Consider the following 24,114-nt stretch of genomic DNA (forward strand, 5'->3'; position numbering starts at 1 on the left):
ACAGCTGACTGAAGCAATCATTCACTTGTTAGATAGATTGAAACTTTTTGTTGAATGAATCGTAAACATTATTTGGGAGGTGAGCACTTGAAAAAATATTTGCTGTTCATGATGAGTTTTGCTGTATTATTTTTTATATTGCAAATAGGATCGGGGATGTTACTTACGCTACTAAATACACCAGAAATAACTTCGACTGGCGCAGGTATGTATTCTGAAGTTGATTTTGGAAATGCATCACCCATTTATTTAGTAGGTGCAGTTTTAGCTGCTACCATTGCATTTTTCCTTTCACAACATTTACTCTCAAAAAGAATACGTCTATTTAAGCTTTTAAATGAATATAAAAGGGGAGCACATATGTAATATGATGCCCCCCTTTTTTGTTTTACTATCGAAAATAATAAGTCGAAATCCGGTCGATGAAGTCTATTTCCAAGTCCCCTTGTCTTTTTACAATAATGTAAGTAGAGACGGAAGGTAATTTAAACAAATCAAAGTGTGGTTGCATCATTTTACCTTCGATTAGTTCTCGTCTAACAATGGAGTGTGGCAAAAAAGAAACTCCTAGTCCATCTTGGATGAATCTTTTAGTTATATGGGCTTGTGTTACTTTCATCGTTCGAAGACTGACAATATCTTTGTTCAGTTGCAATAAAAGGTCGTCCCAAAAGACTGGATGATGATGCGTAAATAGATAATTTTTCTGCAGAACGTCTTTTATATCAATAGGTGGACCACTTTCTTCATCGTATTCATCAAAAGGCATAATAAATAATATAGGATCCTCATAGATTGGAATAGATTGTATATTTCTTTGTTGTGCTTCCAGTGCTGAAACGCCTATATTGACCTCTCCTTGCTCCACCAGTTGTTCTATATGATGCGATTCTTCTATACGAATACTTATCTCCACATCCGGATGATGTTTCATAAAAGAACGTAAAACATTTGGTAAAATCGTTTCCGCCATAAGTGGTGAAATGGCAATACTCCAGTTACGGCGATATCCCTGGGCAAATGCTTGTACTTTGCCTACACTATTTTCAATTCGGTTCACTATTTGCTGCGCCTCTGGTAAAAAGAACTTTCCTGCGTCTGTTAGTGACACTCGATTATTTTGTCTCTCAAAAAGCGGGGTACCTAAATGTTCTTCCAATAACCGAATATGAACAGTAACGCTCGGTTGGGATAACATTAATTTTTCGGAAGCTTTTCGAAAGTTGAGCGTTTCTGCCGCAATGCAAAATGTTTTAAGCCATTGATACTCCATACTTTCACCTACTCGATTAATAATGTTAATTAATTTAATTATATATATTTAATTTTCATTATCAACTAACGCTCATATACTAAAATTAAAGGAGATGGTTAAATATGTATCAAAGAGGACTAAAGGATATAGTAGCGGTGCATACAAGCATCGCATCTGTCGAAGGAAACATAGGGGAGCTAAGGTATAGAGGGGTTAAAGTCGATGAATTGGTACCTAATCTTTCGTTTGAAGAGCTAGCAAACTTTCTTTGGACTGGAAAACGGACAAGCGCCACTCTTCAAAACAATAGAGAACTTCCGAATCATATCAAAAATATTATTGACTCGCTACCAAAAGAAACTCTATTAATGGATGCCATGAGAACAGCAATATCTGCGTATGCTCATAAGGAATTCAAAGAAAAAACGATACAGGAACAAGCTATCATACTAACAACTGCTTTACCAATCATTGTGGCAAGACATTACCGAAATCAGCATGATCTCCCAATAGTGGAAGCGAATGAGAATTTATCCCATACAGCCAACTATTTATGGATGATAAATGGAGAAGTCCCAAGTGAAGTACAAGTGGAAGCACTGGAGACCTATTTAAAGCTGACGATGGAGCATGGTTTAAATGCTTCCACATTTGCAGCAAGAGTAACGATTTCGACGGAATCTGATTTAACAGCAGCCATTACTTCCGCACTTGGAACGATGAAAGGCCCACTTCACGGTGGTGCCCCGTCTGGCGTTATCGATTTACTAAATGAGTTTAAGGACCCTTCCTCCATTCGAGCAATTGTAGAGAATAAAATCAAGAATGGAGAAAAAATAATGGGATTCGGCCACCGCGTTTACAAAACAGAAGATCCACGTTCGATTCTTTTGCGCGAAAAATGTTTGCAGCTACAAGGAAAAGACGCCTGGTTAGACTTAGCGACAATAGCTGAAAAAGAGATTATCGATTTACTCGCTGAGCACAAGCCGGGACGTAAATTGTATACGAACGTAGAATATTATGCAGCGGCCATTATGCGCTCGATTGATATGCCGGCAGAGCTATTCACTCCTACGTTCAGTGTAGCAAGAATGGTTGGCTGGACTGCCCATGCTATTGAGCAGATTAATGACAACACTATATTCCGTCCCGAATCTGTTTATGTAGCTGAGATAAAAGAGGGGATAAATTCTTAAATTGAACACACGAAGAAGAGAATGTTTTTCTTCGTGTGTTTTTTCGTTATATTTATTAGTAGACATCACCATAAATTTAGAAGGGAGGTAAATTGGAGATAAAGAGATGGATATTGAACACTTTATGAAGGCTAACTATCCAAATCTGAAATTGAGGTCACCTTTATTTTATGAATAGGATATTGGAATTCGGTCTGAACTTGGCGTTAACATGCAAGAGAAACATCACTATATATGATATGTTCGATCAGAAAATGATTTAACATGTGTATGACGACCATGGATGTGATTTGCTAGCAACTTCTCCTGAGTCTATACGAAAAATGTAAGATAGTTTTAATAATTGGATACTAGATTACAATCGAAAAGATTGACGAGGTGTTTAAACAATGAAAAGAATATACATAATCAGGCATTGTAAAGCAGAAGGACAGGAAGAAAATGCTAACTTAACTTCTGAGGGTTACAATCAAGCAATGATGCTGAGGGATTACTTTGAAAATATGAAGATCGACAAAATAATTTCTAGCCCTTATGTACGAGCAGTTCAATCCATTAAACCTTTGGCTGAAAGCAAAGAAATGGACATTATAAAAGATGCTAGACTCTCTGAAAGGATACTCAGCACGGCGAATTATTCCAATTGGCTGGAAAAGCTTAAGATGACCTTTCAAGACAAATCATTAACATTCTTGGGGGGAGAATCTAGCGATGAAGCACTATGTAGAATCAGTTTAGTCTTGGAGGAAGTTATAAATTCTTCTGCAGAAGATGTTATTCTTGTCACACATGGGGCTATTATGTCTTTGTTATTAAACAGCATGGATGAAGGATTTAGTTTTGAACAGTGGCAATCATTATCGAATCCTGATATTTACTTGATTGAAGTGCTAGAAGGGGAAAGAACCTTTAAGCGAATATGGAAATGAAATAGAAGTTTTTGTAATACGCTATATAAAAGAAGCAAGCAGAAAAATGGCAATTTATTTTTCCGCTTGCTTTCTCGTTTGAGTGCACTTTCACATAATTAAAATAAAGTTTCAACTTCCGAAATAAATTCTACTATTCATCTTCCGAAATGTATGAACATTTGCTAAACTATATTAGTCTTAATATAGAAACATGGGGGAAAAAATGTGAGAGTATTTTTGGATTTAGGATGGTTTTTTAAAGAAAGAAAAAAGCAATATTTACTGGGGATTGTTATGCTTATGCTCGTTGCTTTTTTACAGCTGATCCCTCCTAAAATTATTGGGTATGTTGTAGATGAAATAAGTGCGGGCACTTTAACGAGTGCTACCTTATTAAAATGGCTTGGAATTTTAGCGGTAGCTGCAATCGGTATGTATGCATTGCGTTACTACTGGCGCATCATGATTTTTGGTTCAGCCATTTTTCTAGCAAGACAGCTAAGAGAAAGATTGTTTCGTCATTTTACGAAAATGGCTCCTTCGTTTTATCAGAAAAAACGAGTGGGAGACTTGATGGCTCATGCTACGAATGATTTGTCTGCTGTTCAACAAACGGCAGGAGCTGGTGTACTGACTCTTATCGATTCCATCACAACAGGTGGCTTTGTTATTGCGGCTATGGCTATAACAATTAACTGGAAGCTGACGTTAATCGCGCTTATCCCATTACCACTTATGGCTATCTTAACGAGCTATTATGGTAAGCTATTGCATCAACGTTTTCGTTATGCGCAAGAAGCATTTTCCAATTTAAATGATAAAGCACAAGAAAGTATTTCTGGTGTGAAAGTCATTAAAACATTCGGACAAGAAAAAGAGGATACCGAAGATTTCGTGCAATTATCGCAAGACGTAGTAGATAAAAACATTCGCGTTGCCAAAGTGGATGCCTTATTTGATCCCACGATTTCACTCATTGTTGGAATTTGTTTCTTCTTATCGATTATATTTGGAACTCGATTTATATTAGCGGATGAGATGTCAATTGGAGACTTGTTTGCATTCACTTCTTATTTGGGACTACTCGTCTGGCCGATGCTTGCTTTCGGCTGGTTATTTAATATTGTTGAGCGTGGACGTGCTTCGTATGACCGTATTATGAATTTATTGGATGAAGAGATTGAAATTGATGATAAAGAAAATGCTCTTGAACAAAAGCCGGAGGGAAATATACAATTTCATGTGGATGAGTTTAAATTTCCAGGTGACGAAAGATCTGCCATACATGATGTTCACTTTACGCTTAAACGCGGTGAAACATTAGGAATCGTCGGAAAAACGGGGTCTGGTAAAACAGCGATACTTAAACTATTAATGCGAGAATTCGAAGGATATAAAGGGCAAATCTTATATGGAGAACACCCAATAGATGTATACAAAAAACGGAGTTTACGTGAAGCAATCGGGTATGTTCCTCAGGATCATTTCTTGTTCTCCACAACGGTAGCCGGAAACATTGCGTTCGCTAATGCAGGCGCTTCTATGGAACAGGTCCATGAAGCTGCGAAACTTGCATATATTCATGAAGATATATTGCAGTTTACGGATGGTTATAACACGGTTGTCGGCGAACGAGGAGTGTCTTTATCAGGTGGTCAAAAACAGCGTATTTCAATTGCGCGTGCTTTGATGATGGATCCTGAGCTACTAATTCTGGATGATTCTTTGTCTGCAGTAGACGCACGGACGGAAGAGGCCATACTAGAAGCTTTAAAAGCAAAACGACAGAATGAAACGACGATCATCACTTCTCATCGATTGAGTGCGATTCAACATGCACACCAAATAATCGTTATGAGTGAAGGGACCATTAAAGAAAAAGGCTCCCATGAACAATTAATGGAGTTAAAGGGAATGTATTTTGAAATGTATCAATTACAACAACTTGAATCATTAGTGGAACAAGGAGGTGAAGCATAATGGATGAAAAACAGCTACAGTTAAGCGGAAAAGATCAGTGGAAGGTTTTCAAACGTTTGCTCACCTATTTAAAGCCTCATAAGAAAGTTATTGCTTTAGCTTTATTTTTACTGATTTTGACGGTGATAGGAGACATTTTAGGCCCATTTCTTATCAAGGTATTTATGGATGATTATTTAACTCCACGAAATTTCCCGACAGGTCCCATTGTCGGTTTAGCACTTGGCTACGTCTTCATACAAGTTGGAAATGTCATCGTGAGCTATTTTCAATTGTTAAGGTTTCAAGAAATTGCGTTAAAAATTATTCAACAAATGAGAATCGATGTTTTCTCAAAGGTGCATAAATTGGGCATGCGATACTTTGACAAAACCCCTGCAGGAAGCATTGTATCTCGTGTAACGAATGATACGGAAGCGATTAAAGATATGTTCGTGAGTGTATTAGTGGCATTTGTACAAAGCGGATTTTTAGTAATCGGTGTATATATCGCGATGTTCATCATGAATGTAAAATTAGCACTGGTTACCATTGTTTTGTTGCCAATATTATTTTTTATCATTACAACGTATCGAAAACATAGCTCGATTGTGTATCAAGATTTGCGAGAAAGGCTGAGCCAATTAAATGCAAAGCTAGCGGAATCTTTACAGGGAATGACAATGATACAAGCGTTCAGACAAGAAGATAGACTGCAAGATGAGTTTAATGCAATAAATGATAAGCACTGGAATGCAGGTAAACGCAATATCAAGCTAGATAGCTTGCTGCTTCGACCAGCAATCGATTTAGTGTACGCCTTAGCAATTATTATGGTCCTCAGCTATTTTGGGATTATCTCAATGAATAATGTAGTAGAAGTAGGGGTTATTTATGCGTTCGTTACTTATATAGACCGATTCTTTGAGCCTATCAATCAAGTAATGCAACGATTGTCTATATTCCAACAAGCGATTGTTGCCGCTTCACGTGTATTTAAATTATTAGATGAAGAAGATTTGGCACCTTCGCAAAAAGATATAGCGAATGCAAAAATTGAACAAGGAAAAATCGAATTTCAAAATGTTACTTTTTCTTATGATGGGAAAACAGATGTGCTAAAGAATATTTCGTTTACTGCAGAACCTGGCCAAACGGTAGCATTAGTAGGGCATACAGGAAGTGGGAAAAGTTCCATTATCAACTTGTTGATGCGTTTTTATGAGTTTGAACAAGGAGATATTAAAATTGATGGGCATTCTGTGAAAGACTTTCAGAAGGAAGAAATCAGGGAAAAAGTAGGCCTTGTCCTACAAGATCCGTTTTTGTTCTACGGAGATATTGAGAATAATATTCGATTACATGATCAAGAGATGAGTGATGAGGAAGTAAAAGCAGCTGCAGAATTTGTGCAAGCCAATATATTTATCGAAAAGCTTCCAAATACGTACAAGCAAAAAGTAACAGAGAGAGGCTCTACTTTTTCAAGTGGACAAAGACAATTAGTTGCTTTTGCGCGTACAATCGCAACGAACCCAAAAATCTTAGTATTGGATGAAGCAACTGCAAATATTGATACCGAAACGGAAGTTGCCATTCAAAGTAGTTTAGAAAAGATGCGAAAAGGACGTACTACGATTGCTATTGCCCATCGTTTAAGCACGATTGCCGATGCGGAGCTTATACTTGTTCTGCATCACGGGGAAATAGTGGAGCGTGGTACTCACCAAGAACTTCTTAACCAAAAAGGTTTATATCATAAAATGTATCTATTACAAAACAATGTGGTGGATGATATCGCCTAATTAATATAGCCTAACAACCCAGCAAGAGTTAAAAAACTTTTGCTGGGTTGTTAAATTTACGTATTATCAAAGATATCAATATGTGGAAAGACCAATCACCAAGTAACCGACTATTTTTCTATTATGATACAATAGTTGTGGAAACAAGAAAGGTCGTAAGAGAAGATGTATTCAATAATAGAATGTACAAAAATGGTTACAGAGCAAGGTCAAAACGTTGTAGCATGTGCAAAAGAATTAGAGCAGCTAGCTATGAAATCAGGGAAGGAGCGCTCTAATTTATATGAAAGATATTGTGCAAATCAACATTCTTTCAATGTATATACATATATGAATTCTACAATTGAACACTTAGCTGAGGTTCAAGTATTTCAAAGAAAAATAGTTTTATTTGGAGCAGTTTTTGTAGATACCCGAATAGATTATGAGGCAGAGGTGAATGCGCAACAAGCAACGAAAGCGTATGAAGACTTAGCTGTAGCATTACAAGAATTGAGAAATGCGCTCCAGTTTATCCCGCATTAACGGGCAGTAAGACTCCCACTTCAAGATTTAAGAAAAGTGATAAGATAAGTGGGGGGTAAACTGCCCGTAAAAGCCCGATTGGTTCAACTAACAATCAGTGGGGGATAAAGAACCCCCCACTGATTGAAGTTTCACTTTATCCCGCATTAACGGGCAGTAAGACTCCCACTTCAAGATTTAGGAAAAGTGATAAGATAAGTGGGAGGGAAACTGCCCGTAAAAGCCCGATTGGTTCAACTAACAATCAGTGAGGGATGACGGGGACTCGAAGCGCGACGTCCATGTCGCAACGTCCCCACTAGCACGTCCTGTGCGACGAAAAACCCCCACTGATTGAAGTTTCACTTTATCGAGGAAACACATAAATGAAAAATAATTTATATCGATCTAAAATTCACCTAACTTGTCTTACAGTAGGTGATTTTTTATAATGGATTTTGTACATCTGGAGAGTGAATGCAAAAAGGAATAATTTTTTTCCAGCCTTCCGTAAAAGTTCAACATTTGCTAAACTTAAAAAGTCTGAATTATATATTTTGAGAAAGCATATTTTAACTATATTGGAGTACTACAAGCAACTACCTATGAAGATGTTTTTGTTTCATAATGGTAAGAAAGAGAAGAGTGATTAAAAGAGTCAAAAAGCTGTCACAAGCAATTGTAGAGTCAAAGCGAGGTAAATTTGGTACGATAGGGACAGTAAATCGGAAAGGAAGACAGCCGTGAGTACCGACATTAATCTTTTATTGGCGTTTGGAGCCGGATTTTTAAGCTTTATCTCTCCTTGTACACTGCCATTATATCCTGCATTCTTATCTTATATTACGGGAATGTCACTAGAAGAAATCAAAACAGACAAAAAATTGATGCAAAGAAGAGGAATGTTACACACATTATTCTTTTTGTTAGGATTTTCAATTATATTTGTTGCAATAGGGTTCGCCACCTCTTTAGTAGGTACATTCTTTATCCAATATGGAGATTTGCTACGCCAAATTGGTGCAATTTTTATTGTTATTTTTGGATTGATCATCGTTGGTATATTTAATCCAGCATTTTTAATGAAAGAAAAACGCCTTCACTTTAAAAATCGTCCTTCCGGATTTTTAGGAACCATTCTGATTGGGATGGCATTTGCAGCAGGATGGACACCGTGTACAGGACCAATTTTAGCAGCAGTAATCGTAATGGCAGGATCAAATCCAGATGTTGGTATATGGTATATGCTAGCTTATGTATTAGGATTTGCGATTCCATTTTTCGTCTTATCTTTCTTTGTTACAAGACTTAACTGGATTCGTAAAAACAGCAATTTAATCGTAAAAGTAGGCGGTTATATAATGATTGCCCTAGGAATTTTATTGTTTTTTGACGGTTTAGAATATATTATACGTGTTTTAAGTCCGTTTTTTGGTGATTTTACAGGGTTTTAACCGTTTGAAGGATTTTAGATTTCATTGGTAAGGGGGCACCGGTATGAAAACCGTATTAGTAGTGGATGATGCAATTTTCATGCGAACTACGATTAAAAGAATGCTTGAAGAACATCAATTTGACATAATTGGTGAAGCAGCTAATGGACAAGAAGCAGTGGAAATGTATAGAAAATTATTACCAGATGTAGTAACGATGGATATTACGATGCCGGGTATGACAGGGATTGATGCAGTCAAAGCGATCATCTCCGAGCACCCAGATGCAAAAATAGTGATGGTTACTGCTCTCGGACAACAAAAACTAATAGTAGATGCACTCGAGTCCGGCGCCAAAGATTTCATAACTAAACCATTTAACCCTGAACAAATCGTGCAAGTGCTAAAAAACGTGACAGCCGACTCAGAATAGATGCATTAGAATTGAAGGATATGATATATATGATATTTGAAAAAATTTCACCAAACGTAATGATCATTGTTTCTACGGTGTTTGCTATCGGAATGGGAATAGCGGTTACGACCATTAGAGCGAAATCTGCCAAACGACCGGCAAGTGTAAAGAAAATATTGTTGCCTCCACTTTTTATGTCTACTGGAGCATTGATGTTTATCTTTCCCTTTTTTCGAGTAACAGGGTTAGAATTTTTAGAGGCGATAGTTGCTGGAATATTATTTTCCACTGTGCTAATTTGGACTTCCAAATTTGAACACAGAGATGGTGAAATTTATTTGAAGCAATCAAAAGCATTTATTTTTATCCTGTTCGGATTGTTAATCATACGTATTATTGGAAAGCTAGTGCTTAGCTCTACAATTAATGTTGGGGCACTTAGTGGCATGTTCTGGATATTGGCATTTGGTATGATTGTTCCATGGAGAATTGCGATGTATATGCAATTTAGGAAAATACAAAAAGAAGTAAGTTTATAAGAAAAGCGCAAGAGCCTATCTCTGCCCCGACAGGCAAATGGGAAAAAGCGAGGAGGCAGTTCCTCAGCCACCACAGCTTTTTCACATTTGACCCCGAGGGGCAAGGCGCTGGAGCTGGATCAATAATAAAATAGAAAGCGAGCATTCCCTAAATAGGAATGCTCGCTTTTTTATTTGCCTCTAGGCATGTCTGCTGATAGTTCGAAAAACCGTTCATATGGTGTAACATCGATCTTTAGTTCCGCTAGTTTTTTGCGTAAAAATTTATGATCTCGCTTAGGCGTCGCAATAATATAACCACGGATTAACAGCTCCCGTGTAATAGAATTTGCTTTCTCCTCTAATGCCAACTGACCAATCTTACCTGCGATTTTTTGCTTTGCTACTGGTCTAAAAAGTTCTGGGACTGGACTTACTAATTCATTTAACAGTACTTTTTGATCTTCATTCCATAAATGTATCGTATTGTTGACATAATATTCTTCCCAATCTAGCACAGACTTTCCATCATCCTTTGGCAAAGCTTTTAGAAACTTTCGGAACATAAAGAATCCGCCAATTGCCATCAATGATATTAATACAACCACCCAAAAAATTATAAACCATAAAAACCAACCATTTAACAATCTATTCACCTCAATCTTCTTACCAATAGTATAAGATGTTCTCAAGAATATTTCACTAGGAATGTATCCTTTCGATCAAATAGTTTCTATCTACTACTTGAAAGGAGGTGATACACATGGCGAACTTAGAACACAAAGAAGCAGTATTAAAGCTGATTTATGAGGCAGGGTTGACAGAAGACGGCAAGATGAAGACAAAGTCGAAGTCTTACCGCAATTTACAAGCTGCTGCAACGGCAGATCAATTAGAAGTAGTAGCTACCGCATTAACAAGCTTTACAGATAGTCCTTATATTGGGGCTGAGAAAATTGAGACATTAAACTTAAACTAATAATGACAGGGAGGAGACAGTATGGCTAAAACTTTGCAGTTACAATTTGAAGCAGCAAATGGAAAAAACATGATGATATCCGTTGACGAACCAAAAGAATCACTAACTTCAGAAGAAATACAAACAGGCATGGATGCAATTATCAGTAGTAATGTTTTTCAAGTGGAAGGATCGACCCTTGCACTAGCCAAAAGTGCAAAAGTAGTAGAACGAAACGTAACAGATATTATTTAATACAAAATGACTCTCCGTTCGACGGAGAGTCATTTTTTAAAAGGGAGATGCATAAGAATGGAACAATGGCTTGCAGTTATTCAAGATGTTGGTTTTCCTATTTTTGTATCATTTTACTTGATGCATAGAGTGGAACACAAACTTGAGGAAATTAAAAATGCATTATTATCATTAAAATAGCATTCCTATTCACAAAACTGTTGAATTAATAAGAGCCAATGTAGTTGAATCAAACAATTTGTTTCGTTAAGATAAGGCTATAATAGAAAAGAGAGGTCTCATTCCATGAAAAAATTATTAGCAATGCTATCGATTACCTTGCTTATTCTTGCAGGGTGCGGAAGTGGAGGTAATTTTGAAGCACAGACGAATTGGAAAGTGGAAGATTTCAATTACAAAAACCAACGTGGGGAAGCTGTTTCACTAGATGATTTAAAAGGAAATGTGTGGTTAGCAAGTTTCATCTATACAAATTGTACAACGGAATGTCCATTAATGACCTTTAATATGAGTGATGTTCAAAAAGAGCTTGCCGATAAAGGAATAGAAGATTATAAGATTGTTTCCTTTACAGCTGATCCTGAGTACGATACACCAGAAGTATTAAAAGAATATATTAGTAATTATGAAGTTCCAGATGAAAGCAAATGGAATCTTTTAACTGGTTACTCCCAAGAAGATATTAAAAAATTTGCAGCGGATAATTTTAAAACAGCTGCTATAAAAAATCCAAATACGAATGAAGTAATGCATGGCATATCCTTCTTTTTGGTTGATCAAAACGGGGTCGTAGTAAAAAACTATAATGGTTATCAAGATGTGCCAAAAGAAGAGATAGTGATGGATGTAGAAGCATTAATTGCAGATGGAAAGTAAAAAAGAACCCAAAGCGGGTTCTTTTTTTTATGCACCATTTTGCTTTTTAAGTAAGTCTCTGATTTCTTCTAATAATACTTCTTTCGCATCTACAGGTGGAGCTTCTTTTATAGCTTCGACAACGTCTTCTTTTCGTTTAAATTTAGATAATAAGCGAACAAACAAAAAGATAGAAAAAGAGATGACGATAAAATCAAAAACAGACTGTATAAAGTTGCCGTATAAAATTTCTGTTTCCTTGTACTTAAATGATAAGGAAGTGAAATCAACACCATTTAATAGAAGTCCAACTAACGGAGTAATAATATTTTCTACTAATGAAGATACAATTTTTCCAAAAGCAGCTCCAATAACAACTGCTACAGCTAGATCTAGTACATTTCCTTTGAAAGCGAACTCTTTAAAGTCTTTCCACATATATTATCACCTCCATTGTGCCATACTACAAAAAAATGATATAAATGTATAGTGAGTTTCGACATATTTCGATATGTTTAGACTACTTTTTTGCGAGAAAACATGCTATTGTTTTCTTTGAGTAAAAGACGGGTAAGATAGACGAGGACACAAAAGTATTTCGTGAAATAGGTGAATAAAGCTATATGAAGCAAAAGAAGAACACATCCTATAAAACTAAAGCTTGGATAATTATTTTACTTCTCCCCATTACGATTACCGTATATATACTGTTGATCATCGGGTGGAAAGAATTACAGAGAATACCGGTAGTAATGGAATGGGCGGAATCCATTCATCTTAAATCATTTTCTCAAGAAAAATTAGATATCCCCGAAGAATATATTACCATATACAAAGAAGCAGAAGAGATTTATGGTGTGCCATGGACATTACTCGCTGCCCATCACCGAATGGAAACTATATTTTCAACCATGGATCCACTGCTTTCTCCTGTAGGAGCAGAGGGGCATATGCAGTTCATGCCATGTACCTTTGTAGGCTGGTCGCATCCCAGCTGTAGCGGGTTAGGACAAGGCGATATTCCTGAAAAGGACAAAGTAAATCCTGAAATAATTGCGGAGTACGGAGGATATGGAGTGGATGCAAATAAGGATGGAGTGGCTGATCCTTATGATATAGAAGATGCCATTTTCAGTGCGGCAAATTATTTAGCAGCAAGCGGAGCAGCAGATGGTGAATTAGAAAAGGCGATTTTTAATTACAACCGGAGCGATAAATACGTAGAAGACGTGTTGTATTTTTATCATTTATACGAAAGTCAGCTGGAAGCACTCCAATCTGCATCTGCTTTACAAACAGGAAAAAAGGATGGACTCTAAATGGAGCCCATCCTTTTGCTTATTTACGTGTGGATTTTAAAATAAGACTTAAAATGAATACTAAAATAATGGCACCGATTAATGCAGGAATAATAGCCATGTCCCAAACTATTGGTCCAAAGTCTGAGAATATTAGTCCACCAATCCAAGCACCAATAATACCTGCAATGATATTACCGATGATACCACCTGGAATGTCTTTACCTAATATTAATCCTGCTAACCATCCAATAATACCACCGATTATCAAATATAAAATGAATCCCATTTTCATTCATCTCCTTGTAAGAATGTTGTATTGTTGTACATTCTTTATATAACCAAGCGTGAGAAAAATTAAACATGCAATCATTATTTTTATTTCGGCCTGTACCTTATCATCAATGCTACTTCTTAGGATTGAAGCTGCAACGGCTGACTCATGAGCGACTATAGAAAAGCATGAAGGTGTATGCAACATAAATATCCTGACATATGAATTTCTTCAATTGGACGTTCATATAGAAAGAAGGTGCAAATTAGTAAACAAAAGAACTGTATTGATTTTTGTACATTTAAATAATACTCACTATATAATGCACGTCCTGTCGTGTGTCGAATATTATGAAGAGGAAATAATATATGCGTTGGATGGAATGGTTTATTTTCTTTGTGTAAATCTAAAGCGAAAATGAGCTAATAGTATGCTTTTCAACTAAAAACACTTCTTCCTAAATAACTATTGGTAAGAATGAATAAAATGAAAAACCTATAGTATACTATAAAGTTACTATTCAAAATATTTTGCAATTTGATGTTGCGGCGTGTATAATAACAAAAAAAGGGAGTGGAGAATATGGACATTGAAGTGACAAAGAAGTTAAATAAGCAAGGGGTATGGTTCGCGATTCTCCATACAGTATTCATCTTAAATTTAGCAATAGACATATTTTCATTACACTAGATAAATAATTTATAATTATAAAACGACCAAATGCATCCAACTCATTTGGTCGTTTTACTGTTATTTTACAGAACCGCTCTTAAACTCTGTTTCTTTATAATACATATTTTTTACTAGAATGTTAGGGCCTAAGCATTTTACTGCTGGGCAATGACAGTTCAATGACTTAGATAATGGGGAAGCGAGCCATTTATCAAAAATAGCAGGAAGGGTATTCATTTGAATATTTCCAAGCTTCGGTGCATCTCCAAAGTCCGTTACAATCACTTCACCCGAAAAAATATTAATATTTAAACGAGATCTGCCATCAGGGTCGTTTCGAACTGAAACATTTTTTGCTTTTTTTAGTTTACTTAAAAGCTCTAGACTTCTTTCATTTTGACTGCAAGGATAAAACGGCAAGGTCCCGAATAGCATCCATGTATCTTCATCACGATAATCTAATAATTGCTCAATCGCATCATGCGTTTCTTCTAACGTAAGTGTTGATAGTGTGCTGGCGTAGTCTGAAGGGTACATAGGGTGAATTTCATGCCTTGCGCATTTCATTTCTTCCACTACCTGCTTATGGATATGCTCAAGATATGGGAGCGTTTTTTTGTTTAACATGGTCTCTGCTGAAACCATAACGCCCATTTCTGAGAGCATTCGACTGTTGTCGATCATTCGCTGGAACAATTTCGCGCGTTGTACATATGTCGGTTTTCTATCCATCATCGCAAAGCCAGTTTCAACAAATTCGTCAATTGTACCCCAATTATGCGATATATGTAAGACGTCTAGGAACGGAGCGATCAGTAAATATCTATCTGTGTCTAACGTAAGGTTGGAGTTTATTTGTGTTCGGACACCCCGACTTTTAGCGTACTTTAAAAGTGGTAGTACATAATTCATAACTGATTTCTTGGAGAGCATGGGTTCTCCGCCTGTAATGCTAATTGTTTTTAGGTGAGGTATTTCTTCTAGTCTCGTCAAAATTAATTCGATAGGAAGAGCCTCATCATCTTTTGTTTGTAGTGTATATCCAACTGCACAGTGTGCACAGCGCATATTACAAAGATTAGTTGTAGTGAATTCAATATTGGATAATGTAAGTTTACCGTGCGTTTCGATATCACGATAAGCTTCCCACGGATCATTGGTTGGTGTCATTTTGCTTTTTGTTATCATGTAAATCTTCCTTTCCAATATAATATTGTCTCATACTCTTATGAAAATGAAAATATAACTCGGCAGAAAGATTGCACGGAGGAGCGATGGGGTATAAGATAAATAACCAGATAAGAGTGGAGGAATTACATGTTTATTGGAAAAAATAATGAAATTAGAGCTGCCCTTTTTCAGCAAGTGGATACATTGACGGATTTAGAATTCAACAAAAAACCAGACCCCGAATCTTGGTCTCCAAAAGAAATCATCGATCATTTGGTGAAAATGGAACAAACGATTACCAAAGGGATAAAAGCTCAATTAGCTAATCCGGAAAGTCCGAAAGCAAAGAAAAAACCAATACAGCTTTCGACATTACGATTCATAAAAGTAAAAGCACCAAGCCATACAGTGCCTACCTCAGATTACGAAACGAAGGAAAAGATGAAGCTGTTACTTCATGAAGCTAGAATGGAATTGCTTTCTGTCTACACATCTAGCCATCCTAATGCTTTAAAAACAAAATCATTGAAGCACCCTGTTTTTGGGAAAGTTCCCCTCATACAATGGTTTCCTTTCGTAGGCTTGCATGAGAAAAGACATTTAAAACAATTAGAAAATACGATTGAGAAATTAAAAGGTCATAAGGAATAGTTATCACTTATAATAATTTTAATGTAATTTACTTATCGACTTTATTCGAGTATGATTGAAGTTGGAGAGAAGTCACTAGAATAGAGTCTTTTCAATAGACATTAGGAGGAAAAGTTATGGCAAAAAGTAATTTACACAACAGCCGTGCTTCTTTTTCTGTAAATGGTAAAGAGTATAACTACTACCGTTTAGCAGCTTTAGAAGAAGCTGGAATCGCAAATGTTTCACGCCTTCCTTATTCAATCAAAGTATTATTAGAATCAGTTTTACGTCAATATGACGGCTATGTAATCAAAGATGATCATGTAAACCAATTAGCAAAATGGGGAAAAGATGCAAATACAGAAGCGGAAGTTCCATTTAAACCTTCACGTGTAGTACTACAAGATTTCACTGGGGTTCCAGTAGTTGTAGATCTAGCATCACTACGTTCTGCGATGAAAGAAATGGGTGGCAACCCAGACAAGATTAACCCTGCAATTCCAGTTGACCTTGTAATTGACCACTCTGTACAAGTAGACAAATATGGTACAGATACAGCATTAAAAGTAAATATGGATCTTGAGTTTGAACGTAATGCAGAGCGTTATAATTTCCTTAAATGGGCACAAACTTCTTACAACAATTTCCGCGCTGTTCCGCCAGCAACAGGTATTGTTCACCAGGTAAACTTAGAATACTTAGCGCCAATCGTGCATGTGAATGAAGATGCGGATGGCACATTAGAAACTTTCCCAGATTCAGTAGTAGGTACTGACTCTCATACAACAATGATTAACGGTCTAGGTGTATTAGGATGGGGTGTAGGTGGTATCGAAGCAGAAGCAGGAATGCTTGGACAACCTTCATATTTCCCGATTCCGGAAGTAATCGGTGTTAAATTAGTGGGAGATCTTCCAAACGGAACAACTGCTACTGACTTGGCGCTTAAAGTTACGCAAGTATTGCGTCAACGCGGCGTGGTTGGTAAATTTGTTGAGTTCTTCGGTCCTGGTGTATCTAAATTGCCACTAGCTGACCGTGCAACAATTGCAAATATGGCTCCTGAATATGGTGCAACTTGTGGTTACTTTGCAATTGATGAAGAATCACTTAACTATTTACGACTAACTGGTCGTGAAGAAGATCATATTGCTGTAGTAGAAGCTTACTTAAAAGCAAATGATATGTTCTTTGATCCAACATTAGAACCTGTTTATACAGATGTAATTGAAATCAACCTAGCTGATATTCAAGCAAACCTTTCTGGACCAAAACGTCCGCAAGATTTGATTCCACTTTCTGACATGAAAGCTCGTTACCATGAAGCAGTTGTTGCTCCTCAAGGTACACAAGGTTTCGGTTTATCAGAAAAAGAATTCGACAAAACGGCAACTGCTAAATTTGCAGAAGGTGATGTAACAATTCCAACAGGTGCTGTAGCAATCGCTGCAATCACATCTTGTACGAATACATCTAACCCATACGTTATGTTAGCTGCTGGTTTAGTTGCGAAAAAAGCAGTTGAAAAAGGCTTAACAGTTCCTGCATACGTAAAAACATCTTTAGCACCAGGTTCAAAAGTTGTAACTGGTTATCTAGAAGATTCAGGACTAAACGAATATCTTGATAAAATTGGTTTCAATACAGTTGGTTACGGATGTACTACATGTATCGGTAACTCAGGTCCATTACTTCCTGAAATTGAAAAAGCAATCGTTGACGAAGATCTTTTCGTAACTTCTGTTCTTTCTGGTAACCGTAACTTTGAAGGACGTGTACACCCACTTGTAAAAGCTAACTACTTGGCTTCACCACCATTAGTTGTTGCTTATGCACTTGCTGGAACTGTAGATATCGATTTACAAAAAGATTCATTAGGAAAAGATAAAGATGGCAATGACGTATTTTTTGCAGACATCTGGCCTTCAACTGATGAAGTAAATGCAGTGTTGAATAAAGTAGTTACTCGTGAATTATTCCAAAAAGAATATGCACGTGTATTTGATGAAAACGAAGCATGGAACGCAATTGAAACATCAACTGAGTCTCTATATTCGTTTGATGATACATCCACTTATATTCAAAACCCACCATTCTTCCAAGGATTATCTAAGGAGCCTGGTGATATTCAAACACTTGCTGGACTTCGCGTAGTTGCGAAATTCGGTGACTCAATCACTACTGACCATATTTCACCAGCAGGTGCGATTGGTAAAGATACACCAGCAGGTAAATACTTGCGCGAAAATGGTGTAGAAATCCGTGATTTCAACTCGTACGGATCTCGTCGTGGTAACCACGAAGTAATGATGCGTGGAACATTTGCGAACATCCGTATTCGTAACCAAATTGCTCCAGGTACAGAAGGTGGATACACTACTTACTGGCCAACTGGCGAAATTATGGCAATCTATGATGCTGCAATGAAATATCAAGAAGAGGGTACTGGATTAGTAGTTCTTGGCGGTAAAGACTACGGAATGGGATCATCTCGTGACTGGGCAGCTAAAGGGACAAACCTTTTAGGTATTAAAGCTGTAATTACGGAAAGCTTTGAACGTATTCACCGTTCAAATCTAGTAATGATGGGTGTTTTACCACTTAATTTCTTACCAGGTGAAAATGCTGATACACTAGGTTTAACTGGTAAAGAAGAGATTAGTATTAATATTGCAGAAGGTGTTAAACCTCGTGATATTTTACAAGTTACTGCTAAAGCAGAAGATGGTACGGAAAAACAATTCAACGTACTTGCTCGCTTTGACTCTGAAGTAGAAGTTGACTACTACCGTCACGGTGGTATCCTTCAAATGGTACTTCGTAACAAAGTATTAGAAGCATAATTAAATAGAAAAGAGCCTAATTCACTTTTCCTGTGAATTAGGTTTTTTTTATGAAGTTTGTGCGGTAAAGTTTTAACAGGTGACCACCGCTTTTTATCCCTCTTACGACCAAGCCAATCAAGCGGATGCTTTTTGCATTAGGGAGAAGGCTTTCCGTCACTATTTAAAAAGTGAAGGTTTGATATTTCTAGATAGTTAAAATTATTGGTATCTCAATCCAAGTAAACTTGGTATATAAAAAAGTGGTTGCTCATGCGCTATTTTGGTTGTTTTCCAAGAAGACTTGATTGCTTTCAATGACTTGTTGGTTGCTCTTAGCCATTAATTGGATTCGTCTCAGGCTCTTTAATGTGGATTGCTGATTTTCATTGGTATGAATAGCTTTTTAACTGTTGGCATATTATCAGAGTAAATGGTGTAGGAGTGGCTGAGGCGAAAAAAAGAAAAAAAGGTTTTGTCGTGGGTACACTTATTTTGTTTGCTTCTCTTTCTTTTCTGTTCTTTACAAATGTTCCAAAGGCAGTACTTGAGATTTGTTCACCACTATTTCAAAATGGATCGTTAGAAATGCAAATGATGCAGCTAACGCTTATGGAGAAAGGTGGATTGTATGACCAAGTCGGAGAAAGATTAAAAGAAAAAGGCTTCGAGCACGATATTCTTGGAGGGATAACAGAAAAAGATAAAATATTAGTCAAATTTGTGCTTAAGAATCAAGAAGCTAGCGACAAAAGACAGGAAGAAATTATGGATATTTTTCATGATTATATTGAAAAAAACAACTTAAACACCCAAACATTTGATGTGAAAGTAAGTAATGACACTAGTACAAACTGGTGACGAATAAAACACCTTTCATCTTCAAAAGGTGTTTTATTATGCATTGCTATTGATCCTTCCAATCTGGTCTAACAATCGAAAAAATATAGGCATCATTCGATTTGTCATTTTGATAAATATATCCTCTTAATAGCCCTTCTTTTTGAAAGCCTAAGTTTAATAGTAGCTTAAAAGAAGGCTCGTTCTCCGGAAAAGTAATTGCTCCTATGCGATATAAATCTAATTTTTCAAAGCAATATTTAATAACCGTCTGTGCAGCTTCGCTAATAATACCTCTTCTCCAGTAATCTGGCTTTAAATCATATCCTATTTCCGTTTTTTTACTAGTTATTTGAAGATTGTTCAACCCAATCGTTCCTACAAATACCTCTGTATCTTTAAGTGTTATACCCCATCGGATAGATCGCTTTTCTTGAAAATTTTTCTGAAATGAGTTTACTAGATTCATCGCTTGGTTTATGCCTGTGAACTGCGCCATGCCATAATATTTTGTAACTCTCTCATCGGAAAAAATTGAAAAAACATCATTGATATGAACTTCAGTAATCTCAATTAGTTTCAGTAGATCCGTTTCTAAAATTGGAAATTCCATTTAAATGGTCCCTTTCTTTGTCGCATATATTATTGAAGAATATCTTAACATACTTCTATATTTCATGATACATCTGAATTATCATTTAATTAAGACAATTAATATGGTAGAATTAGTATAAAGTGAAACTTCAATCAGTGGGGGTTCTTCATCCCCCGCTGATTGTTAGTTGTGTCCCACACGATGTGGGTCACACAGACGTTGCAACACGACGTTGCGTACTTAGTCTGGGATCATTTCATCGGGCTTTTACGGGCAGTTGATCTCCCCTTTATCTTTTCGCTTTTTTTCAATCTTGAAGTGAGTCTTAATGCCCGTTAATGCGAGATAAATGATGATGCTACTTAATCATGATCGGAGGTAGAGGATGGAACAAACAACGATAATTACATCAAAATTGACCCCGCCTGTTACATCTTCCTTTTACATGAGAAGATCATCCCTTATCAAGAAATTAAAAATGAATACGAATAGCAAATTATCTATTTTACATAGTGGAGCTGGTTTTGGTAAAAGCTCTGCATTAGCTCAAGTGTATGCCGATTCAAAAGAATCATATTCTTGGTATTCGATATCGGAGGAAGACGATAATATTCATCCTTTTCTTCGGTATCTAGTTCAAAGTATTCGCAAAGTTATCCCGAAGTTCGGTGCAAGTTTAATGGAGCGAGATTTGCTTTCTATGTATCCAAAAGAAGAGGAATTGACGCAGTGGTATTCATTATTTAGTAATGAACTCGCAATGATTGAGCAACCCTTTACTATTGTCCTAGATGACTTTCATCTCATTGATCATGTCTTTCATATAAATTATATAATCGAAAAAATAATTGAGTTTCTTCCAGCTCATATTCATCTTGTAGTCGCTTCTAGAACTCGCCCTAAGTGGTCAATCCTATTAAAACTCAAACTAAAAGGCCAGTTAGTGGAAATCACGGAAAAGGACTTTATGTTTACAGAGGAAGAAATACAAGTATTTTTGGAAGATTATTTTGAAAAAACGATTACGGAGGAAGAAGCAGCGGAGATTATGAGACTGACAGAAGGTTGGGCGATCGCCATTCATTTAATCGCAATGCAGCTTGCGGAGACAGACAAACATATCAACGAGTTAGTGGACCCCACTTTAAAAGATTTGTTTTCTTATCTGTCTGAAGAAGTATTTCTATTGATGAGTGAAGAGGATAAACAATCGTTGTTGAACTTTAGCATATTTCCGATATTCACGGAAAAAGAAATTCGGGCATTTTTTGGTGAAAATGCAGCAAAAGATCTAGAGAGGTTATCACGTAGTCATGCATTTATTCAAACCTTAAGTAACCCAGGATCTTATCGCTTTCACGCATTGTTTCAGCAATTTTTAGAAACGAAATGGCTGCAAAAAGATTATACTTTGTATTACGAAACCCATAAAAGAGCTGCTTATTATTTTAGCGAACAGCAAAATATTATTCAATCCATTTATCATGCAGTAAAAGCAAATGATGATTATTTTCTCGGAACAATAATCACTCAGTTTGCCGAATTCATCATTAAAGATGGGCAATTTGATTGGTTTTTAGATTTGCTAAAAGAGCATCTTTCGGATAAAAGACGAGAAAAGTTCTATGAGCTATTCTTTTATGAAGGGGAATGCCACCGTTATAGGGCATTTTATGAGAAAGCTAGAAAAGCCTATGAGACTTGCTTAGCTTTTGCGATGGAGAACAAAAATGCCCTCTATTTAAGCCGGGCAAATGTAGGGCTGGCCCATATCTATTTAGATACGATTCAACCTGCTCTTGCAAAGCCTTATTTAGAGGAAGCGGTGAAGTGGGCAGAAAACAGCCCAGAAATGGAGAGTCACGAAAGAATTGTATTAAAACGTTTGTTAGCTGAAAATCTAGTGAACTTAGGTAAGGCAAATGAGGCAAGTGATTGGGTTCGACAAGAGGAATTGGATGCCTCGATACTTAAAGAAGGGAACTTAGATGCACGCATCCTCCTTAGAACCGGGTTACTGAATGAAGCCGAGGTACTATTAAGAAATAGAATTAATGATGAGATCAACTTACCGGATTCACATAGAGAAACGGAAGTACTTCTTTCCTTTATATACTCTTTAACAGGAAATATAGAAGAGGCAAAACGTTCTGCTATGAAAGGGATTGATACAGGTATCCGTGAAAAATCTAGCTTTGTCGAGGCAGTCGGTTGGATACGACGAGGACATGCCGAAATATTAGACAATCCCTTCGACTTAGAAACCCCCGAGAATTATTATTTAAGAGCAGTTCAAGGTATGGGAGAATTGAATGTATCTAGAGGAAAAGCAGAGCCTTTTATGGGTCTGGCTATTTTAAAGTCGAGGCAAGGATTGTTTCAAGAAGCCCTCTCTTACGGGGAAAGTGGCCTAGTAGAAACAAATAAAGGGAATGACTATTGGCTATCTGCTTATATTTTGGTTTGTTTATCCATTGTTTATATAGAAAATGACATGATGGAGAAAGCTTTACAGGCTATTTGGGATGCGAATCATCTTTTCAAAAGTGGTGGGGACGTATACGGCGAAATGATTTCTGATTATTGGTTAATGTTTATTCATGATAAATTAGAGGATCAGGATAAATTTGTTTTACATGCTGAAAGGTTTGCATTTATTTGTGTACAATATGAATTTTCTTTTTTCCTACTTAAAAAGACTATATTTGGTCCCGCAGATCTACAATTGCATTATCCGTTATTACAAAAAGCAAAATTATTAAAACCAGATTCTGCTCCAGTCCATACATTAGCAAATTTGTTAAAAATAAATACAAGCACTAATTATCCAGGATATCAGCTAACGCTACAACTATTCGGTCCTTTTACGCTTTTTATGGGAATCGAAGAAATTAGCGAGCGAAAATGGCAACGCGATAAATCAAAGGAATTGCTTTCTTATTTGTATTTGAACAGAAGTCGATTCGTCCCAAAAGAAGAATTGATGCATACGATTTGGGGAGAAGGGGACGAAAAATCGTTAAATCGTGATTTTAAAGTAGTATTAAATGCCCTATTAAAAGTGATAGAACCGAATCGTTTAGCGAGGGAAGAATCCTTTTTTATCATTCGAAAGCAAGCGATGTATCGAATAAACCCGGAAGCAGCTGTAACGAGTGATTTAGAATCATTTCAACATTTAACGGAAAAAGGGTTGGAGGAAAAGGACCCGATACTGTCAGCGGATTACTTACAAAAAGCAGTCAAATTGTATAAAGGTGAATTATTAGAGGACAAATCTAGAATCGATTGGATATCACATGACCGGGAAAAAAATCAACAACAATATTTACTCGCATTAGAAAGGCTCGCTCAAACGTATACGAGATTGAGAGAATTCGAAAAATCCATCTACTGGGCGGAGAAATTAATACGAGTGGATCCCACATGGGAAGAAGCTTATCGATTATTGATGTTTGCCTACTATCAGCTTCAAAATCGAACACAAGCGGTGAAATGGTATGAAAAATGTATTTCCGTACTCTATACTGAGCTCAAAGTAGAGCCGATGCATACGACAATTCAAATGTATGAAATGATTACAAGCTATGGTTAAACGCAGAAGAGAAAAAGATCTTCTGCGTTTTTTGATTTCCTTAAAATATTTATAAAACATTTGCTCCTGCGCGAGCTCGTCGCAAAAGAGTTACAAAAACAAAGCTTTTGTAACTCTTTTGTAACTCCTTTTCAGTACTATAAACGAG

24 protein-coding genes are annotated in these 24,114 nt (G+C 36.6%); 18 read left to right on the top strand and 6 right to left on the bottom strand.

Annotated elements, in window-relative coordinates; genetic code table 11:
* Positions 1-87 precede the first annotated feature (87 nt).
* The gene (locus FG382_RS00485) at positions 88-366 is read left to right on the top strand and encodes a hypothetical protein (RefSeq protein WP_142536921.1); all 279 of its coding nucleotides are present in this window, start codon (positions 88-90) and stop codon (positions 364-366) included.
* Positions 367-391: 25 nt separating this feature from the next.
* On the opposite strand, the gene FG382_RS00490 is transcribed toward FG382_RS00485, so the two are convergent.
* The gene (locus tag FG382_RS00490; protein WP_142536922.1) at positions 392-1,273 is read right to left on the bottom strand and encodes a LysR family transcriptional regulator; all 882 of its coding nucleotides are present in this window, start codon (positions 1,271-1,273) and stop codon (positions 392-394) included.
* Between the two features lie 104 nt (positions 1,274-1,377).
* On the opposite strand from FG382_RS00490, the gene FG382_RS00495 reads away from it, so the two are divergent.
* From FG382_RS00495 to FG382_RS00540, 8 genes are all read left to right on the top strand, one after another.
* Entirely contained in the window at positions 1,378-2,454 is a 1,077-nt protein-coding gene (locus FG382_RS00495) for a citrate/2-methylcitrate synthase (protein ID WP_142536923.1), read from the top strand.
* A gap of 389 nt (positions 2,455-2,843) precedes the next feature.
* Positions 2,844-3,383, top strand: a complete 540-nt coding sequence (locus FG382_RS00505; protein WP_142536924.1) for a histidine phosphatase family protein — start codon at positions 2,844-2,846, stop codon at positions 3,381-3,383.
* Positions 3,384-3,590: 207 nt separating this feature from the next.
* Positions 3,591-5,345, top strand: coding sequence for an ABC transporter transmembrane domain-containing protein (locus FG382_RS00510; RefSeq protein WP_142536925.1), 1,755 nt, complete (start codon positions 3,591-3,593; stop codon positions 5,343-5,345).
* Positions 5,345-7,129, top strand: a complete 1,785-nt coding sequence (locus tag FG382_RS00515) for an ABC transporter ATP-binding protein (protein ID WP_142536926.1) — start codon at positions 5,345-5,347, stop codon at positions 7,127-7,129. Before FG382_RS00510 ends, FG382_RS00515 begins: the two co-directional genes overlap by 1 nt.
* Positions 7,130-7,321: 192 nt before the next feature.
* Positions 7,322-7,654, top strand: coding sequence for a hypothetical protein (locus FG382_RS00520; protein ID WP_142536927.1), 333 nt, complete (start codon positions 7,322-7,324; stop codon positions 7,652-7,654).
* Positions 7,655-8,376: 722 nt separating this feature from the next.
* Positions 8,377-9,087, top strand: coding sequence for a cytochrome c biogenesis CcdA family protein (locus FG382_RS00530; protein WP_142536928.1), 711 nt, complete (start codon positions 8,377-8,379; stop codon positions 9,085-9,087).
* Between the two features lie 43 nt (positions 9,088-9,130).
* A complete protein-coding gene (locus FG382_RS00535; protein WP_142536929.1) occupies positions 9,131-9,499 on the top strand; it encodes a response regulator in 369 nt (122 codons plus the stop codon).
* Between the two features lie 29 nt (positions 9,500-9,528).
* Positions 9,529-10,020 (top strand): CcdC family protein, encoded by a 492-nt coding sequence (locus tag FG382_RS00540; RefSeq protein WP_229677331.1) that lies wholly within the window; start codon positions 9,529-9,531, stop codon positions 10,018-10,020.
* A gap of 170 nt (positions 10,021-10,190) precedes the next feature.
* On the opposite strand, the gene FG382_RS00545 is transcribed toward FG382_RS00540, so the two are convergent.
* Positions 10,191-10,646 (bottom strand): DUF2621 domain-containing protein, encoded by a 456-nt coding sequence (locus FG382_RS00545; protein WP_142537383.1) that lies wholly within the window; start codon positions 10,644-10,646, stop codon positions 10,191-10,193.
* Between the two features lie 116 nt (positions 10,647-10,762).
* Here FG382_RS00545 and FG382_RS00550 point away from each other — a divergent pair, with 116 nt between their 5' ends.
* The 4 genes from FG382_RS00550 (at position 10,763) to FG382_RS00565 (ending at position 12,088) form a co-directional block, all read left to right on the top strand.
* Positions 10,763-10,978, top strand: coding sequence for a DUF1659 domain-containing protein (locus FG382_RS00550; RefSeq protein WP_142536930.1), 216 nt, complete (start codon positions 10,763-10,765; stop codon positions 10,976-10,978).
* A 21-nt stretch (positions 10,979-10,999) separates the two neighbouring features.
* Positions 11,000-11,212: a DUF2922 domain-containing protein gene (locus FG382_RS00555; RefSeq protein ID WP_142536931.1), complete on the top strand. Its 213-nt coding sequence runs from the start codon at positions 11,000-11,002 to the stop codon at positions 11,210-11,212.
* Positions 11,213-11,269: 57 nt separating this feature from the next.
* Positions 11,270-11,392, top strand: coding sequence for a YvrJ family protein (locus FG382_RS00560; RefSeq protein WP_142536932.1), 123 nt, complete (start codon positions 11,270-11,272; stop codon positions 11,390-11,392).
* Positions 11,393-11,497: 105 nt separating this feature from the next.
* Entirely contained in the window at positions 11,498-12,088 is a 591-nt protein-coding gene (locus FG382_RS00565; protein WP_142536933.1) for an SCO family protein, read from the top strand.
* Positions 12,089-12,115: 27 nt separating this feature from the next.
* On the opposite strand, the gene mscL is transcribed toward FG382_RS00565, so the two are convergent.
* Positions 12,116-12,505 (bottom strand): large conductance mechanosensitive channel protein MscL, encoded by a 390-nt coding sequence (gene mscL / locus FG382_RS00570; protein ID WP_142536934.1) that lies wholly within the window; start codon positions 12,503-12,505, stop codon positions 12,116-12,118.
* 185 nt (positions 12,506-12,690) lie between these two features.
* On the opposite strand from mscL, the gene FG382_RS00575 reads away from it, so the two are divergent.
* Positions 12,691-13,386, top strand: a complete 696-nt coding sequence (locus FG382_RS00575; RefSeq protein WP_142536935.1) for a lytic transglycosylase domain-containing protein — start codon at positions 12,691-12,693, stop codon at positions 13,384-13,386.
* Positions 13,387-13,405: 19 nt separating this feature from the next.
* On the opposite strand, the gene FG382_RS00580 is transcribed toward FG382_RS00575, so the two are convergent.
* Together FG382_RS00580 and yfkAB are read right to left on the bottom strand one after the other, a co-directional pair.
* Positions 13,406-13,654, bottom strand: a complete 249-nt coding sequence (locus FG382_RS00580) for a GlsB/YeaQ/YmgE family stress response membrane protein (protein ID WP_142536936.1) — start codon at positions 13,652-13,654, stop codon at positions 13,406-13,408.
* Positions 13,655-14,389: 735 nt separating this feature from the next.
* The gene (gene yfkAB / locus FG382_RS00585; protein WP_142536937.1) at positions 14,390-15,499 is read right to left on the bottom strand and encodes a radical SAM/CxCxxxxC motif protein YfkAB; all 1,110 of its coding nucleotides are present in this window, start codon (positions 15,497-15,499) and stop codon (positions 14,390-14,392) included.
* A 129-nt stretch (positions 15,500-15,628) separates the two neighbouring features.
* Between yfkAB and FG382_RS00590 the strand changes: the two genes are divergently transcribed.
* The 3 genes from FG382_RS00590 to FG382_RS00600 all read left to right on the top strand — a co-directional run bounded on the left by FG382_RS00590 (position 15,629) and on the right by FG382_RS00600 (position 19,797).
* Positions 15,629-16,132 carry a DinB family protein gene (locus FG382_RS00590; protein WP_142536938.1) on the top strand — a complete coding sequence of 168 codons (504 nt, stop codon included), beginning with the start codon at positions 15,629-15,631 and terminating at the stop codon, positions 16,130-16,132.
* Positions 16,133-16,248: 116 nt separating this feature from the next.
* On the top strand, positions 16,249-18,957 hold the full coding sequence (gene acnA / locus FG382_RS00595; protein WP_142536939.1) for an aconitate hydratase AcnA: 2,709 nt from the start codon (positions 16,249-16,251) through the stop codon (positions 18,955-18,957).
* 423 nt (positions 18,958-19,380) lie between these two features.
* On the top strand, positions 19,381-19,797 hold the full coding sequence (locus tag FG382_RS00600) for a hypothetical protein (protein ID WP_142536940.1): 417 nt from the start codon (positions 19,381-19,383) through the stop codon (positions 19,795-19,797).
* A 46-nt stretch (positions 19,798-19,843) separates the two neighbouring features.
* Here the strand turns inward: FG382_RS00600 and FG382_RS00605 are convergent, their stop codons facing one another.
* Positions 19,844-20,389 carry a GNAT family N-acetyltransferase gene (locus FG382_RS00605; protein ID WP_142536941.1) on the bottom strand — a complete coding sequence of 182 codons (546 nt, stop codon included), beginning with the start codon at positions 20,387-20,389 and terminating at the stop codon, positions 19,844-19,846.
* 367 nt (positions 20,390-20,756) lie between these two features.
* On the opposite strand from FG382_RS00605, the gene FG382_RS00610 reads away from it, so the two are divergent.
* Positions 20,757-23,966 carry an AfsR/SARP family transcriptional regulator gene (locus FG382_RS00610; RefSeq protein ID WP_142536942.1) on the top strand — a complete coding sequence of 1,070 codons (3,210 nt, stop codon included), beginning with the start codon at positions 20,757-20,759 and terminating at the stop codon, positions 23,964-23,966.
* Positions 23,967-24,114 lie beyond the last annotated feature (148 nt).

The sequence above is a fragment of the Psychrobacillus lasiicapitis genome, from assembly GCF_006861795.1.
Lineage (GTDB): Bacteria > Bacillota > Bacilli > Bacillales_A > Planococcaceae > Psychrobacillus > Psychrobacillus lasiicapitis.